We start from the raw sequence: 16,475 nt of genomic DNA, 5'->3' as shown, positions 1-16,475 counted from the left end.
CCTCTCTTCTGGGCGTCTTTCCGTTGGTTGCTGCTGATTATATCATAATCGGACAAATAAACGTGTGAATTGGAAATGTACTCCCCTGCCGTCCTGCCTCACAATATAGGAAGAAGCGAGACATCCCTATAGGTTAAGAGGAGGCTGCAATACATGAAAAAACTGCATTTGCTGAGCAATGCCCATCTGGACCCGGTCTGGCAGTGGGAATGGGAGGAAGGGGCGGCTGCAGCCGTATCCACTTTCCGTGCCGCGGCAGAATTTTGCGAGGAGCATGACGGGTATATTTTCAACCATAACGAGGTTATTCTCTATCAGTGGGTTGAAGAATATGAGCCCTTGCTGTTTGGGCGCATCCAGCGGCTCGTTCAGGAAGGCAAATGGAGGATCATGGGCGGCTGGTATTTACAGCCCGACTGCAATATGATCTCCGGCGAGTCCTTTGTCCGCCAGATTCTGCTTGGGAAGGCCTACTTCCGCGAGAAGTTCGGGGCGGAGCCGACCACGGCGATCAATTTCGATTCCTTCGGACATACGCGCGGGCTGGTGCAGATTCTCCAGCAGGCGGGCTATGACTCCTACATCTTCATGCGTCTGTCCGCGGCTGCGCTGCAGGGTCTCCTGCCCTATCCCGACCGTGATCTGCATGAAGCTCTGCGGGATTTGCTGACTGTGCAGTTTCACGATATTCTGCCGGGTTCCTCGGTGCAAAACGCCGAGGAGGCTTCGCTGCGGCAGCTCGGCCATGGGCTTGAAATCCTCGCCCGGCTGAAGGCCAGAGCGTTCTTTGCCCTGGCCGCCGGCCAGCCCAAGGCTGCGCCGAAAGAATATCCGGTCCTGATCTACAATCCGCATCCGTTTGCGGTGAAGGGGGTATGGGAATGCGAATTCATGCTGGAGGACCAGAACTGGAAGGAAGAGTTCTCCATGCCAGTGGTTTACCAGGACGAGAAGCGTCTCCCCTGCCAGCCGGAGAAGGAGCGCAGCAATATTCCGCTGGACTGGAGAAAGAGAGCAGCCTTCACAGCGGAACTGGCCCCTTCCTCCATGAACCGGTTCGATTGCCGGATTGCCATGCTGCCCTTCAAGCCGCTGACTCTGCTCAAGGAGCAGAACGGAGGCTTCCGGTTTGAGACCGCAGAGCTGCTGGTGGTCATTAATGCGCAGACCGGACTTATGGATGAGTATGCTGTGCGGGGAACCGCGTATCTGCATCCGGGCGCCTTCGCCCCCCTGGTGCTGAAGGATAATGAAGATCCGTGGCGAATGGACATCACGGCCTTTGACGAGCCCGAAGGCCGGTTCTCGCTGATGAATGCGGAGGAAAGCGCGCTGTTCTCCGGCGTAAAGCATCCGCTTGCGGCTGTGCGGGTGATCGAGGACGGGGAGGTCCGCACTGTGATCGAAGCGGTCCTGAAGTACGGCAGCTCCAGCATATGCCAGATCTATAAGCTGCCCAAGCAGGGGACGGAGGTTGAGATCGAACTGCGGGTGTACTGGAATGAGAAGGATAAGCTGCTCAAGCTGTCCATTCCAACCGTCCTGGAGCAGGGGGATTACATGGGCCAGACCGCCTTTGGCGTGAATCCGCTGAACCGGGAGGGCCAGGAGACGGTGGCACAGAAATGGATTTCGGTGGAGGATGCTGCGCAGAAGCTAGCGGTCACCTGCATCAACAACGGAAGCTATGGCGGGGATTTCCGCGACGGCGAGGTGCGCCTGTCCCTCCTGCGGAGCGCCGGATATTGCGCGCATCCAATTGGCGACCGTCCGATTATGCCCCAGGACCGCTTCCAGCCGCGCATGGACCAGGGGGAGCGCTGCTACACCTTTTGGCTGAATGCAGGTGGGCTTGCAGATCGGAGAGCACGGGTGGACCGGGAAGCGCTGGTTCATAATGAACGGCCTTATGCCCTGTCCTTCTTTCCGTCAGGAGAAGGGGAGCAGCCCGGACCTTGTGTCATTCTGGAGGATGACAGCGTTCAGCTCAGCGCCTTTAAGAAGGAGGAAGACGGCGGCGGCTTCATTCTGCGCCTGTTCGAGCCAACCGGAAGCGGCGGCGCAACTATGGTCAGTCTCCCGGAGCTCGGCATCCGCCAGGCGGTCAGCCTGAACGGATTTGAGATCAGAACTTACCGTGTGCAGCTGTCGTCCCGCATGCTGGAGGAGGTTCCGCTGTGTGAGCGGGGCACCCTGGAAAATTGAATTATTTTATTTAAATTAGGAAGGCTGATTTTTCTTATAATGGAAAAATAATAAAGTAAAAGAAGGAAAAAAATTCCTTATGTCGAATTTTGATATGGGGAGGTGATTTAAATGGCATATTATGCAATTGAGGCCTTTGAAGCTCACAACATAACGGAGCTTAGTGATATGATAGATGAATTCATATCGGCAATGGAGCAGGGACAGCTTATAGATATCAAATATCAGGTTGTTCCTACCGCTGTGACCACAAATTCAGAGCACGGAGTACAGTCGGACAGCAAGTACACCGCTTTGGTTGTTTTTACGAAATAAGAGGGACAGATGCGAAGGAGCCGCTGCATAGCGGTTCTTTTTTTGTTTTAAGGAAGGGCCTGCCTCAGCTGCCCTGGTTTCAGGTGCTTAATGGCAAAGCTCCCGCTTGCAATAAGGGTGTTCCCGGTCCGCTAGGGGACGGAGGGAATGGAAAGTTGTAATTTAACCGTCATCTGACTGCTGGCCACTTTTTTGGTGTGAGGCAGCCCCCGCGAAATTCCGCCCCATAAAATGCAGTATTTCCAAAGTCCAAGGGGGCGAAGGCGGGAAAAGCCGGTGCTATAATGGCGGTACCAACAGAAAGAAAGGGGCATGACCCATGAAATCCGGCGACAAGAGTCCGTCACTGCCGCATCCTTTACCGCAAATATTCCCGCGCCTGTTCCTTGGCATAAGCATGAAGGGTGGAGTGGGCGCATGAGCAGGCTGTCCGCAGAGCCGGGACTTACCGGCGCTTCTCTCCATACCGGAAGCCTTGGGCGCTTCTCCCGGTTTATGAGAAAGTATGGCCCCGCATATTTGATGCTGCTGGTTCCGGTCTGCTTTTTTGTGGTCTTTTCACTGTATCCGATCGGCTGGGCTTTGAAATATGTATTCTACTATTATGACGGCGTGATGCCGGAGCGGTTCACCGGACTTGCCAATCTGAAGCGTCTGATGGACGACCAGATTTACTGGGCCTCCCTGTGGAAGCAGGCGCTGTTCTCTCTGAAAATATTGCTTGAGCTGCCCCTGGCGTTTGTGCTGGCCCTGCTCTTGTACTCCAGGCTGCAGGGACGGAATATCTTCCGGGCGATGTTTGTCATGCCGTATATTTTGCCCGGCTCCACGATGGCGCTTGTTATGTACATTTTGCTGAATCCCTATAACGGCGGGCTGAACCAGCTGCTGCTGAAGCTTCACCTGATTGACCAGCCGGTCCAGTTCCTGTCGGGCGGCTGGACCGCTTTTGCCAGCGGGATGGTGATGGATGCCTGGCAGAACTTCGGGATCAACATGCTGTTCTTCCTGGTCGGACTGACCAGTATTCCGAAGGATGTCTATGAGAGCGCCGATATGGATGGAGCCACAGGCTGGAAACGGATGCGTTACATCTCGATTCCGATGATGGGCCGTATTCTGCAGATGATCCTGTTCCTGTCCATTCTGGGCACGCTCAAATCCATGGGCCCTTTCCTGGTGCTGACGAACGGCGGACCGAATAATGCGACGGAGAGGTATGGGTCAACTCGCGGCATGACCTGGAAGTGCGTGAGGCCCTGGTCAAAAAATTCAATGAAACCAATCCCGACAATATCGAAATCAGCTATAAGGTATTTGCCGACAATTACGAGGAGCAGCTGAAGCTGGCACTGAACGCCGGCAATCTGCCGGATATTGCCTATAATATTTCCACCGATCTGGTGAATGCGGGTTATCCGCTCGATTTGAACCCTCTGATTACGCCGGAGATTCGCGAACGCTTTGATGAATCCGCTCTCACAGTTCCGCCAACCGCCAAAAACGGCGAATTGGACCGGGTATTCGAGAATGTAACCACCTTCAAGCTGATCTATAACAAGGATCTGTTCAAGGCTTCGGGGCTTGATCCGGAAAAGCCGCCTGCTACCTGGCAGGAGATGAGCGATTATGCCAAGCAGATCACGGCCAGCGGCGGCGGACAGAAGTTCGGCCTCGGGCTTCCTGTGAAGCAGACGGCCTTATGGAGATATTACGTGATTTATCCGTCGGCAGTCTCCGGCGACATCATGGGACGCGAGGGCTGGAACGCCGTCACCGGAAAATACGATTTCTCGCCGTTTGCCAAATACGTGGAATGGTGGATTGATGTGAACAAGGACGGCAGCGTCTTCCCCGGAGTGGGAACCTACGACAATGACATGATCCGTGCCCAGTTCGCGGAAGGAAATATCGGCATGCTGTCTGCGGCAACCTGGGATATCGGGGTATTCAACGACCAGTTTCCGGCCAAAAACGACTGGGCGGTTGCCGACTTCCCTACCTGGGACGCAACAAACATGTAGACTATCCCTACACTTATGAGAAATCGGTTGCTGAAGAAGTCGCCGGCAATGGGGATGCCTTAGCGCTGCAATCCCTTGTACATTCTTTTTATAACTCCCTGTATGTTAAAGGGCCTGTAGAGAAGGAAACCGTCTATTCATTGACGATTCGCCTGCTTGTCTCGGTGGAGCAGTCTGTGCGCGGCGAAAATGATCTGCCCGCACTGTTCAATCTGTCGCTGGTTGAGATTACAAATATCAGTTTGCTGTCCGAATTGGAAGAAAGGGTATGCGGCATTTTGCTGGAAATGCATAAGGCGCACCGGGAATACCGACAGCAGGAGGATCAAAATATTGTGGAGCTGGCTATCTCGCATATGAAGAAGAATGTTGCGGATGCCACTCTGCAGAGCATCGCGGCCGAGGTGTTCGTTACGCCCAATTACTTGAGCATGCTGTTCAAGATCCGTACCGGAAAAACCTTCATTGAGACATTGACCGACCTTAGAATTGACGAGGCCAAGCGGCAGATTACAGAAACTAATCTAAAAAACATGGATATTTCCCGGCATATCGGCTATCAGGACCCGCGCTATTTCAGCAAGCTGTTCAAGCAGAAGGTAGGGCTGACGCCAAGCGAATACCGTGAGCGCAAGACCGGCTTGCTGCACCGGCGCTTGGGATAGAGGCCGGCAGCCCCTACCCTTCAGCCGGTTTGCCTATGGTCTGACCTGCCCAGAATCCCCTGCCGGCAGGCTCCGCGCCTCTCCGATCTCCTTCTCCCAGCTGAGATGCCGGAATTCCCTGGCGCTGTCGCCGTTCCGGAACCACTCTTCGAAGTCACTCCACAGCTCCGTTGTCCACGGCGAGTCAATCTGCGCGGTTGTATAGGTGCCCGAACGCAGCCTGATGAAGCCGAACACATCCCTGATCTGCGACTTCTCTGCTTCTATGACGGTCTGTTCCGCTAAATGGGGCGGAATAAAGATTACCCCGTACGGCGTGCCGAAGACAATATCTCCCGGCAGACAAATGGCAGCGCCGATACGGCACGGCACATTCATGCCTGTCATTACTACATCCGCAATGGCTGTAGGGTCCGAACCCCGGTAATAGACGTTGATATCCCGGATTTTGCTGACCTGTTCATTATCGCGTATGCCGCCCCAGACTACGGCTCCTCCGTTCTTGGTGCGCGTGGCGATTGCGGTAGACAAATTCCCTCCGACATAAGTCCCCAAATGCACCTTGTCGAACATATCCACGACCACAACGTCGTTCTCCCCGAGCACGTCAATGACCCATTGATTGTAAAAGCCCTTTCTGCCCTCATCGGCTCCAGCCGCCACCAGCGTTTCATGAAGGTCCGGACGGGTTGGCACCATGACAGCCGTGACGGCGCGGCCAATCATAATTTGATCGGGATGTACGGTTTTGAAGCCTCCCTCGAATTGAAAGCGGTAGCCATTGTTCCATAGAGGCATCCATGCTTCTTCAAGCGTGATCTTTCTCATGCGCTCCAAAATGTTATCCGGCACCTTGGGCCTGCCGTTTCCGTACCGCTCACCGGTCCACTTCCCGGTCCATTTGATGATATCTTCCTTGCGGTCAAACATGCGTATCCATCCTCTCCTGAGCCCATAATCTCTGATCCCTATTCATCATACCCAGGCTGCAAAAGCCGGTCTATCAGCAGAATCAATACTATTTTTCAGCGGATTGTAGATTACACCCCCCTGAATTTTCATTTGGCAAGGCGCTGTTCAATTTAAGTTATAATCTGGAAATTATGCCGTTTTCAAGTCGTAAAATCATCGTATGCCATCATAAGTATGTCTGCTATTAAGCCTCTGATGCCGGTGCTATATTAATGGGGAGTACTCGCCATATTACATGAATCGGGGTGTTGTTCTTGAAATGAGCAATCTTTCTCTTAAAAAATCACTCTCCCGCCATATCGCCGGTTATTTGTTCATTTCACCTTGGCTGACCGGATTTCTGCTGCTGGCGTTATGGCCGATTTTGCAATAGCTTTATCTATCCTTTACGGAATATTCATTGCTGGAAGCTCCCGGATGGATCGGGCTAATGAATTACAGGGATATCTTTCATGACCAGCTTTTCTACAAATCGCTGCGGGTCACCTTTCTGTTCGTATTCCTTTCCGTGCCGCTGAAGCTGGCGTTTTCCTTAATGGTCGCCATGCTGCTCAACCGGAGCATCCGGGGAATCAACCTGTACCGCACCGCCTTCTACTTTCCGTCGCTAATCGGGGGGAGCATTGCCGTCTCGGTGCTGTGGCGGAATATGTTCGGGATGGACGGATATATCAACCAGATACTGGCCATGTTCGGCATACAGGGAATGGGCTGGATCTCCAATCCGGAAACTGCCCTGGGCACGCTGATTTTGCTGAACGTATGGCAGTTTGGCTCGACGATGGTCATTTTTCTGGCCGGCCTTAAGCAAATTCCCAAAGAGCTGTATGAATCGGCGGGAGTGGACGGTGCCGGAGCCATCCGCAGATTCTTCAGCATTACCCTGCCGATGCTGTCGCCGGTGCTGTTCTTCAACCTGATTCAGGCCATTATCGGCTCTTTTCAAATGTTCACCTCGGCATTCATTGTCACCAGAGGCGGGCCGGCCAATGCGACTTATACGTACGCGCTGTTCCTGTACGAAAAGGCCTTCAGCCAATTTCAAATGGGATATGCTTCGGCGCTGGCCTGGATTCTCCTGGTGATCATCGGCGTCTTCACCGCCATTAATTTCACGGCCTCCAAATACTGGGTATTCTACGAAACGGGAGGGAAATAAAGATGGAGCTGCAGGTGAAACAGAATAGCATATGGATCCATGCGGTGATGATTGCGGCTTCCATACTGATGCTGTATCCCGTTTTGTGGTGGATTGGGGCGTCATTGAAGTCACCGGCCGAGATGGGGCTGCCCACGATTTGGCCGAAGCGGCTGATTTGGGACAACTACATTGACGGCTGGAACTTTTCGAACAACTACAGCTTTGCCACTTTTTTCAAAAACTCGCTTGTCATGGAGTTCTGGAATGTGCTGGGAGCAGTTATAAGCAGCTCGCTGGTCGCCTTCGGGTTTGCAAGAATCAAGTTTGCCCTCAGCAATTTCTGGTTCGCTGTGCTGCTGATGACCATGATGCTTCCGGCACAGGTGACGATTATTCCGCAGTACATTCTGTTTAATAACTTTGGTTTTGTAAACAGTTACATTCCATTAATTATTCCGCATATTCTGGGCGGCGGGGCATTTTTTATCTTTCTGGTCGTACAATTCATCCGCGGGATTCCCAAGGAATTGGATGAAGCCGCCACAATTGACGGAACTTCAACGTTCGGCATTTATTACAGGATCATTCTGCCGCTTATCGTTCCCGCGCTGATGAACGTGGCGATCTTCACCTTTATCTGGAGCTGGGATGATTTCCTGGCCCAAGTGCTGTATCTCAATACGATTGATAAATACACGGTAGGTCTGGCCTTGCGGATGTTCATCGATCAATTCGACATTCAGTGGGGGCAACTGCTGGCGATGTCTTTGCTGTCCATCCTGCCTTCGGCGCTTATTTTTCTGTTCGCGCAGAGATATTTCGTTGACGGAATAGCAACTACCGGCATCAAGGGTTAATTTAACCGAGGAGATGATATAGATGAATGTAAAAAAAAGAGCGGTCATAGGCTTGGCGGCAATCATGGTATTGGGGAGCAGCCTGGCAGGCTGTGGGGGAGAAAAGACAGAAGAGCCGGCTGCCTCAGGCGGCAGTCAGGCTCCGGCCTCGGCCAAGGCCAATCTGGAAATTATGTGGTGGGGCTCGCAGGAACGCCATGATGCGACGCTTGAAGCGGTGGACTTGTATACCCAAATCCATCCCAATATCACCTTCACCCCGTAATATACGGATTGGGATGGATACTGGAAGAAGCTTCCGACTCTTGCCGCTTCCAGGTCGCTGCCGGATGTACTGCAAATGGATGCCACCTACATACAGGAATATGCAGCCAGAGGTGTGCTTGAGGACCTGTCGGACATGGAGCTTAGCGATGTCATTGACAGCGGTGTGCTGGAGAAATCCAAGATCGACGGCAAGCTCTACGGCATCCCGCTCAGCTATAACGGCAACGGCTTCGTGTACAACAAGCCTGAGCTGGAAGCCGCGGGCGTTACCCTGCCTGTACAAGACTGGACGTATGACCAGTTCTTCGCCTTCGCCGAGGAAGCGCATGACAAGCTCCCCAAGGGCAAGTACGGCATCGGCGATTACACCAATTACTGGGATACGTACCAGGCCTATCAAATGGCTTACGGCAAAGGCCCGGTATTCGCTGACGGTGTCACTCTGAATATCGACAAGGAGACCTGGTATAAATTCCAGCAGATTTATGTGGATTTCCGGGCGGGCGGCATCATTCCGGACGCCCAGACCACCTTCTCCATGATCGAGAATGATCCGGCCTCCGATCCGCTGATCTCCGGCCGCGTCATGACGCGCGGCGTTCCTGTCGGAGCTGTAGGGGCACTCGACAGCGCAATGCCCGGCAAGCTGGAAATCGTGAACCTTCCGGGCCTTCCGGCGGCGGCTGGGCACAATCCACGATGTATCTGTCGCTCAGCACGAATTCAGGCAATAAGGCGGCAGCCAAAGAGTTCCTGAAATGGTTCATCAGCGATCAGGAGGCGGGCAAGCTGCTGGGGACCACGCGGGGCATCCCGATCAGCAATGTTATCTTTGAATCAATCAAGGACGATCTGACTCCCGGCGAGCTGCTTGGGGTAAAAATGTACGATCTGGCGGCCCCCAAGGCGATGCCATTCTCCCCGGCGCCCTCCGGCTGGTCTGATTTTGTCAAAACCTACAGCGACACGATGACCGAAGTGATGTTCAACAAGCAGACGCTGGATCAAGCCTATGAGACCATTATGAAAAAAGGCCAGGAAGTGCAGGACAAAATCTCTTCGCAAGGGTGATGAAGAATGCAGGTAGCCGAGGCTTATTTTTATCATGATTATAAATGCAATTTCTGGACACTTTGCAAGCAGATGGGCATTACCGATGCCGTGATTCCGCTGACTGCCTTGACGGACGGGAAGCCCTGGGATTATGACAATATGGTTCTGCTGCAGCGGATGTACGCTGAGGAAGGCTTGCGTGTTACCGTCATCGAGAACATGCCGCCCTCCAACGGCATCAAGCTGGGACTGCCGGGAAGAGATGAGGAAATCGGGTATTTCAAAACGCTGATCCGCAATATGGGCAGGCTGAACATTCCGGTGCTGTGCTACAACTTCATGGCCGAATTCAACTGGTTCCGCACCTCTGTCGGGCTGCCGGCCCGCGGCGGGGCGCTGGTCTCGGGCTATGAGCATGAGAGAATGCGCACGGTTCCGCTGACGGAGCAGGGAATGGTGAGTGAGGAACGCCTGTGGGAGAACCTGAAGTACTTCATGGAACAAGTGGTGCCGGTGGCTGAGGAAGCCGGGGTCAAGCTGGCGCTGCATCCCGATGATCCGCCGATTTCTCCGATCCGGGGCATCTCGCGGATATTGACGAGCGGGGCAGCGCTCCAGCGGGCCATTGACCTGGTGCCCAGCCCCTGTAACGGGATCACCCTGTGCCAGGGGACGCTCGCTACGAGCGGGGACGATATTCCGGCAGTGATCCGCCAGTTCGGGGAGCAGAAGAAAATCTTCTTCGTCCACTTCCGCGATGTCTCGGGAACACCGGAGAAGTTCCAGGAAACCTTTCATGATGACGGCAAAACCGATATGTTCGCAGCTATGAAGACTTATTATGAGGTGGGATTCGACGGTCCCGTACGGGCGGACCATGTGCCGACGATGGCGGGAGAGAGCAACGGGAATCCGGGCTATGAAATTCTGGGCCGCCTGTTCGGCAACGGCTATTTGCTGGGGCTGATGGAAGCGGCAGGGTATTCCCGCAAGCAGGCGTAAGCGCAAGCATGAAAATCATTGGTTGGCAGGCCGGAGAGAGCATGCATTAATCAGCTTAGCCATATGGGGGGGAGATCGTACACTAAATTATCCACAGCATGAAGCCGGAACCAGCCTAATCCCGGGTGTCAGGAAATCCTGAACCCCGGGATTTATTTGTTGTGTGATAAGTGCAGCCGAAACAAGCGATCAGATGCCGTTTTAATTGCAGAAAAATAGACATCCATGCCGCTCTACCGTGAGGGGGATTCTCCTTTTAGCTTCTATGTTGTATACTAAACAGAGCGGAATTCTTATATGTAATCTTCTATAACATTCGCTGTTTCCAGTTATTAATTAATTAAAATTTGCGTGATGTATATTGACATGCCTGTGGACGGATCGTATAGTTAGCGTAATAAACATCTTTTTTTTTGATCTTTTTAAAGGTCTAAGGTTTGAACCATATAACATTAGAGTTGATGAAATGGAGTGTGAATGAATGCAGCTTCAATTTCCATTGCAATTCGAAAAAGTGAACTCCAAAAAAGTCAGCGACTTTATACTCGAGCAGTTAGAGGAAGCTATCATTCTGAAGGAATTGCTCTCTGAGGAGCAGTTGCCAACCGAGAGGGAGCTGGCGACGATCTTTAACGCCAGCCGGCTGGCCGTGAGAGAGGCGCTGGGACAGCTTGAAGCCAAGGGGCTCATTGAGAAGCGGGTGGGTGCCAAAGGCGGAACCTTTGTCCTTCCGGTCACAATGAATTCCCACCGCCGCACAAGAAAGGAAATCGAGCGGGACTGGGACAAGATGCTTAAGGTATTCGAGTTCAGAGCACTGATCGAACCGGAAGCGGCCTTTCTGGCGGCTGAGCGGATTACCCCGGCAGAGCTTGGTCAGCTCGGGGAGTTTCTGGATTTGAGCAGAGCCGAAGATTGTCCGCGGGAATTATTCCGGGCGCTGGATGTGAAGTTTCACCTGAGCATTGCGAAGGCCTCCAATAATCAGTATTTCGAGAAAGCTGTACGCCAGATCCGGACGCAAATCAATCCCGCACTTGACCTGATGCCCTATAATCACGAGGTTCGCTCTGTGAACTATGAGAAGCACAGCAAGCTGCTTGAAGCGATTCAGGCCAGGGATGCCGGGTTGTCCAAAGAAATCATGCGGCAGCATATTGGAAAATCTGCGGCAGCCATTTATTCCAGAGTTTTTGGCGGGGAAGAAGGGAGGTAGAGCTGTTATGACTTACGATCATATCCTGAGCCTGTCGCAGCAACTGTGCAGCCGGCTAATCAGCTGGCGGCGCGACTTTCACCGTCATCCTGAACTTGGTTACCGGGAAATGCGGACAGCGGCCATAGTGGCAGAGCATTTAGAGCGTCTGGGACTGGAGATTATCACACAGGTCGGCGGCACCGGCGTTGTTGGGCTGCTGCGCGGGGAAAGGGAGGGACCGACGATCGCCCTGAGAGCTGATATGGATGCTCTGCCCATCCAGGACCGGAAGGAAGCGGAATATTCTTCACGAAATGCGGGTGTAGCACACCTCTGCGGGCACGATGCACATACCAGCATGCTGATGGGCGCCGCGGAACTGCTTACCGGTCTGGGGAAACCGCAGAAGGGGAATATTAAATTTATCTTTCAACCGGCCGAAGAAGGGCTGGCGGGGGCCAAGGCCATGATGGAGGACGGAGTGCTTGAACACCCCAGGGTGGATGCCATTGCCGGAATTCACGTATTTCCCGGATTGTCCACCGGAAGTCTGGGGGTAGCCAAAGGTGTTGCTTTTGCCTCGGCAGACAGTATCGAAATTGACATTATCGGTAAAGGGGGACATGCGGCCCGTCCGCATGAGGCGGTGGATGCCATCGCTGTTTCCGCCCAGGTGATCACCGCACTGCAGAATATTCCCAGCCGGATGATCGACCCGCTCGAAACTTCAGTCATTACGATCGGCCGCATTGAAGGAGGGTATATGGGCGCCGCCATTGCTCCCGATGTGAAGATGACAGGAACGGTACGCACCTTGTCACCGGCTGTAAGAGAACAAATGCCGCAGCTGATCGAACAGGTGGTGCGCGGGGTGACCGAGGCTTTTGGCGCAGAATATAAGCTGAATTATATCAAGTCGTATCCGGCTGTAATCAACGATGAAGCCATGGTTGAACGGGTGACGGAAGCCAGCGATCTTCTGTTTGCGGACAAGCGGTGGAGCTACATTAAGCCTTCAACAGGCGGTGAGGATTTTGCTTTTTATGCGGAAGCTGTTCCGGGTGCGTTCTTCCGGCTGGGAACCGGCAATGATGAGGAGCGGACCCGTTATCCCCTTCATCATCCGCAGTTTGATCTGGATGAGAGCGCAATGCCTTACGGTGTCGCGATGCTATCCGCAGTTGCCTTACATTATTTATCCGGTAGTGGTCATACATCATAAAAACATCAAGGAGATGATTATTCTTGCGCAGATGGCAGGTTAAAGGAATGACAGTTGTGATGGTGCTGATGCTCTTGCTCACAGCTTGTGGCGGAGGGAACAATACGGCAGCGGTGGAAGGCAGCACCGGGAATGACAGCAATGCAGGCAGTACGGCGGATACTTCTCCCATGGTACTGACGATTGCCATTCCTGCGGATATTCAAAGCTTCGATGTCCATAACAACAATACGACGGTCAGCGAAGCTGTCCTTGTCAATATGTACGATTATCTGCTGCGCAACGATGTGGACGGAAACAAGGTTCCCGTGCTTGCCGAATCCTGGGAGCAGGTAGACGACACCACCTGGCGCTTCAAATTGCGCAGTGATGTCAAGTTCCACAATGGTGATCCCTTTACTGCTGCGGATGTCAAGTATACGCTTGAGCGGATCGCGACAGACAGCGCGCTGAAGCAGAACTCCCTGTACAAACAAATTAAGGCCGTTAACATTATTGACGACTACACGGTGGATATAATCACTGACGGTCCTGATCCGATCTTTCTAAACCGCTTGTCCCGTATGGGCTCCGGCATGCTGCCTTCCAAATATATTGAAGAGCAGGGGATGGAAGCTTTCCTCGCGGCTCCGGTAGGCACAGGTCCGTACAAATTCCAGAAATGGGCCAAGGATGACCGGATTGAGCTGGTGCGCAACGATGATTACTTCGGCGGCACTCCCAAATGGGATGAGCTTGTATTCCGGACGATTCCCGAAGCTTCCACCCGGGTATCCGAACTGCTGACCGGCGGCGTTGACCTGATCTCGGATGTTCCATCCACCGATGTGGAGCGGATTGAAGCGGCGGAAAATACCTCCATCGCCATAACACCGGTGCAGCGTGTGCTGCAATTGATTCTGCGGATGACCGAAGGCAGTGTAACCGCTGATCCTAAGGTACGCGAAGCCATTGATTTGGCCATTGACAAGCAAGCCATTGTTGACAGTATTGCCGGCGGCTCCGGTGTAGTGACCCGCACTTCAGTAACCCCCGGCAATTTCGGTGCAGACCCAAGCCTGTATGAGCAGACTCTCTACGATCCGGACCGCGCGGCAGCCCTGCTGACAGAAGCCGGATATGGAGAAGGGGAGGCGGCGCTCTCCCTGTCGGTTCAATCGCAATATAAGGAGTATGCAGAGGTCGTTTCCGCCATGCTGACCAAGGTTGGCTTCACCGTCAATCTGGATGTGATGGAAGCCAGCGCCTTCAGTGAGAAAATGAGCTCCAAAACCTTCGGGGAGATGTTCATGATCGGTATCGGCAATTCCTTGAACGATGCCTCCAACAATTACAACCGCTTCTTGCTGGACAGAGCCAAAGGGGAGACGGATTATAACAACCCCGAGGTTGAAGCCCTGCTGCAGGCGGCACTGACAAATATGAATGCTGAAGAGCGGACCCGGCAATATCAGCAGGTCCAGCAAATTCTTGCCGAGGAGCGTCCGGCCGTGTATCTCTTCCAGGTGGAAGCAGTCTATGGTGTCGGTTCCAGGATCGACTACAAGCCGGGCAAGGATGAAATGTTCTACGCCGAAGAGATTACACCCAAGAACTAGAGCTTGAAAATAACACCGGGGGAACGGATATGGGAGACTCCCCTTGATATGAATACGGGAGGGGGTCACTGCACTTGGCGAAATATGTTGCGAAATCTTTTCTTCAAATGATACCCGTGCTGTTCTTCATTTCTTTGATTGTGTTCGTGCTTGTCCGGGTGACCGGCGACCCGGTAGCGCTAATGCTTCCGGAAACAGCCACCGAGGAAGACCGGCAGGCGCTAACCGTGGCGCTGGGCTTAGATAAGCCGCTCTACACACAATATGCCATCTTTATCGCCAGTGCGGTTCAGGGGGATTTCGGCACCTCCTTTCATTACGGGCAATCCGCGCTGCCGCTGGTTCTGGAGCGTCTTCCGGCCAGCTTTGAGCTTGCGGTGGCGGCGATGCTGCTGGCGGTTCTGATTGCCGTTCCACTGGGGATCTGGTCAGCCGTAAAAAGAAATACCTTTGCGGATCTGATCATCTCCGGTGTGTCTGTGCTCGGGAAGGCGATGCCGAACTTCTGGATGGGCATTATGCTGATTCTGCTCTTCTCCGTAACTCTGGGGTTCCTGCCCGTCTCCGGCAGAGGCGGAATCACCCATCTTGTGCTGCCCGCTATAACACTGGCTGTCGGCCTGGCTGCGCAGATGACCCGGCTGATCCGCTCCAATATGCTGGAAATACTGAACCAGGACTATATCCGGACCGCCAGAAGCAAAGGGATTCTGGAGATCCTTGTGGTTGGCAAGCATGCCTTCCGCAATGGGCTGATTCCTGTGGTGACTGTGATGAGCCTGCAGTTTACAGGTCTGATCGGCGGCACACTGATTACGGAGACGGTTTTTGCCTGGCCGGGTCTCGGCCAGCTGCTGGTGACCTCCGTCAACAACCACGATATGGCGATTGTGCAGGCCGCTGTTTTTGTCATTGCCATTATTGTTATTGCCGGGAACATTCTGACTGATCTCGTGTACCGTTTTCTTGATCCGCGTATCAAGTACAGCTAATTTACAGAGAGGGCGTGTGAACCATGCAGAAAACAGACAGTCCGCCTACCGGCCGCCCCTCTGCGGAGCTTGGAAAGCGGGAAGCGGGGGCCGGCAGGGGCAGACGGCTGCTTGCGCTGCTGCTGCGGAGCAAGACAGGTACCGTCGGTGCGGCACTGGTCCTCATGGTCTCTCTGGTGGCGCTGTTTGCTCCGCTGCTGGCGACCTATGATCCGGCCGAGCTGGACCCGATGCTGCGCCTGAAGCCTCCGGCCTGGATGGACGGGGGAAGCCTTGACCATCTGCTGGGGACGGACAATCTGGGGCGGGATATCTACAGCCGTATCGTATACGGAGCGCAAGTCTCCCTGATTGTCGGCATTGGCGCGGTTCTCGTATCCGGTGCTATCGGCGCGGTTCTCGGACTTGTATCCGGGTATTACGGCAAATGGATCGATGCCCTGATTATGCGGATCGCCGATTCCTTCCTGGCGATTCCGACCATTCTGCTGATGCTCGTTGTGCTCGCTGTCATCGGGCCGGGTCTTACAACTCTGATTTTTGTCATCGGCATTACCAATTGGGTATCCTATGCCAGAGTGGTCCGGGGAGAGGTGCTCAGCCTGAAGGAGCGGGATTTTGTCAAAGCCGCCAAAGCTGTCGGCTCAAGAAATTCCCGGATTCTGTTCAAGCATATTCTTCCCAATGTAGTTTCTTCATTTATCGTCATTTCAGGAATGAACGTGGCGACGACTATTATATTGGAGGCTTCTCTCAGCTTCCTGGGCCTTGGCATTAAGCCTCCGGCCGTATCTTGGGGCGGCATGCTCAGCGACGGCAGGCAATATATAGCTACCAGTTGGTGGGTTGCGACATTTCCGGGGATCGCGATCACGATTACCGTGCTTGGCGTTATTTTTCTGGGAGACTGGCTGCGTGATGTGCTGGACCCGCGCATGAAAGCGAAAGGATAAGGGGGGACTGG

The 16,475-nt window shown here is 53.6% G+C and carries 16 protein-coding genes and 1 pseudogene; 16 read left to right on the top strand and 1 reads right to left on the bottom strand.

The features are described 5' to 3' along the window. Nucleotides 1-153 precede the first annotated feature (153 nt). The 5 genes from HYD27_RS15270 (at nt 154) to HYD27_RS15250 (ending at nt 5,209) form a co-directional block, all read left to right on the top strand. Nucleotides 154-2,205 carry a glycoside hydrolase family 38 N-terminal domain-containing protein gene (locus tag HYD27_RS15270; RefSeq protein WP_219216528.1) on the top strand — a complete coding sequence of 684 codons (2,052 nt, stop codon included), beginning with the start codon at nt 154-156 and terminating at the stop codon, nt 2,203-2,205. Between the two features lie 111 nt (nt 2,206-2,316). Beyond that, nucleotides 2,317-2,520: a sporulation protein Cse60 gene (locus tag HYD27_RS15265; RefSeq protein WP_219216525.1), complete on the top strand. Its 204-nt coding sequence runs from the start codon at nt 2,317-2,319 to the stop codon at nt 2,518-2,520. Nucleotides 2,521-2,937: 417 nt separating this feature from the next. Continuing rightward, nucleotides 2,938-3,864 (top strand): carbohydrate ABC transporter permease, encoded by a 927-nt coding sequence (locus tag HYD27_RS15260; protein ID WP_219216523.1) that lies wholly within the window; start codon nt 2,938-2,940, stop codon nt 3,862-3,864. Then, a complete protein-coding gene (locus HYD27_RS15255) occupies nt 3,768-4,544 on the top strand; it encodes an ABC transporter substrate-binding protein (protein ID WP_219216522.1) in 777 nt (258 codons plus the stop codon). Before HYD27_RS15260 ends, HYD27_RS15255 begins: the two co-directional genes overlap by 97 nt. Before the next feature lie 140 nt (nt 4,545-4,684). Then, nucleotides 4,685-5,209 (top strand): helix-turn-helix domain-containing protein, encoded by a 525-nt coding sequence (locus HYD27_RS15250; RefSeq protein WP_219216519.1) that lies wholly within the window; start codon nt 4,685-4,687, stop codon nt 5,207-5,209. A gap of 33 nt (nt 5,210-5,242) precedes the next feature. On the opposite strand, the gene HYD27_RS15245 is transcribed toward HYD27_RS15250, so the two are convergent. Beyond that, a complete protein-coding gene (locus tag HYD27_RS15245; RefSeq protein ID WP_219216517.1) occupies nt 5,243-6,139 on the bottom strand; it encodes an RraA family protein in 897 nt (298 codons plus the stop codon). A 301-nt stretch (nt 6,140-6,440) separates the two neighbouring features. Here HYD27_RS15245 and HYD27_RS15240 point away from each other — a divergent pair. The 11 genes and pseudogenes from HYD27_RS15240 to HYD27_RS15190 all read left to right on the top strand — a co-directional run bounded on the left by HYD27_RS15240 (nt 6,441) and on the right by HYD27_RS15190 (nt 16,464). After that, a pseudogene (locus HYD27_RS15240) lies at nt 6,441-7,340 on the top strand (carbohydrate ABC transporter permease). A gap of 2 nt (nt 7,341-7,342) precedes the next feature. After that, nucleotides 7,343-8,179 carry a carbohydrate ABC transporter permease gene (locus HYD27_RS15235; RefSeq protein ID WP_219216515.1) on the top strand — a complete coding sequence of 279 codons (837 nt, stop codon included), beginning with the start codon at nt 7,343-7,345 and terminating at the stop codon, nt 8,177-8,179. Between the two features lie 22 nt (nt 8,180-8,201). After that, nucleotides 8,202-8,444: a hypothetical protein gene (locus HYD27_RS15230; protein ID WP_219216513.1), complete on the top strand. Its 243-nt coding sequence runs from the start codon at nt 8,202-8,204 to the stop codon at nt 8,442-8,444. A 57-nt stretch (nt 8,445-8,501) separates the two neighbouring features. Further along, the gene (locus HYD27_RS15225; protein ID WP_228745160.1) at nt 8,502-9,203 is read left to right on the top strand and encodes an extracellular solute-binding protein; all 702 of its coding nucleotides are present in this window, start codon (nt 8,502-8,504) and stop codon (nt 9,201-9,203) included. Further along, nucleotides 9,146-9,517 carry a type 2 periplasmic-binding domain-containing protein gene (locus tag HYD27_RS15220; protein ID WP_219216511.1) on the top strand — a complete coding sequence of 124 codons (372 nt, stop codon included), beginning with the start codon at nt 9,146-9,148 and terminating at the stop codon, nt 9,515-9,517. The genes HYD27_RS15225 and HYD27_RS15220 overlap by 58 nt, the downstream gene beginning before the upstream one ends. Nucleotides 9,518-9,523: 6 nt before the next feature. Further along, on the top strand, nt 9,524-10,501 hold the full coding sequence (locus HYD27_RS15215; RefSeq protein ID WP_219216509.1) for a mannonate dehydratase: 978 nt from the start codon (nt 9,524-9,526) through the stop codon (nt 10,499-10,501). A 481-nt stretch (nt 10,502-10,982) separates the two neighbouring features. Further along, nucleotides 10,983-11,717: a FadR/GntR family transcriptional regulator gene (locus HYD27_RS15210; RefSeq protein WP_219216507.1), complete on the top strand. Its 735-nt coding sequence runs from the start codon at nt 10,983-10,985 to the stop codon at nt 11,715-11,717. Nucleotides 11,718-11,724: 7 nt separating this feature from the next. Then, nucleotides 11,725-12,921, top strand: a complete 1,197-nt coding sequence (locus tag HYD27_RS15205) for a M20 metallopeptidase family protein (RefSeq protein WP_219216505.1) — start codon at nt 11,725-11,727, stop codon at nt 12,919-12,921. Between the two features lie 47 nt (nt 12,922-12,968). Further along, nucleotides 12,969-14,519 carry an ABC transporter substrate-binding protein gene (locus tag HYD27_RS15200; protein ID WP_219216680.1) on the top strand — a complete coding sequence of 517 codons (1,551 nt, stop codon included), beginning with the start codon at nt 12,969-12,971 and terminating at the stop codon, nt 14,517-14,519. A 74-nt stretch (nt 14,520-14,593) separates the two neighbouring features. Beyond that, a complete protein-coding gene (locus tag HYD27_RS15195) occupies nt 14,594-15,511 on the top strand; it encodes an ABC transporter permease (protein WP_219216504.1) in 918 nt (305 codons plus the stop codon). A gap of 23 nt (nt 15,512-15,534) precedes the next feature. Further along, nucleotides 15,535-16,464, top strand: a complete 930-nt coding sequence (locus HYD27_RS15190; RefSeq protein WP_219216502.1) for an ABC transporter permease — start codon at nt 15,535-15,537, stop codon at nt 16,462-16,464. Nucleotides 16,465-16,475: the final 11 nt, after the last annotated feature.

The sequence above is a fragment of the Paenibacillus sp. S150 genome, assembly GCF_019352175.1.
Classification (GTDB): Bacteria; Bacillota; Bacilli; order Paenibacillales; family Paenibacillaceae; genus Paenibacillus_AQ.
The sequence above is the reverse complement of the archived record's forward strand: the minus strand, read 5'-3'. Positions and strand labels throughout refer to the sequence as shown.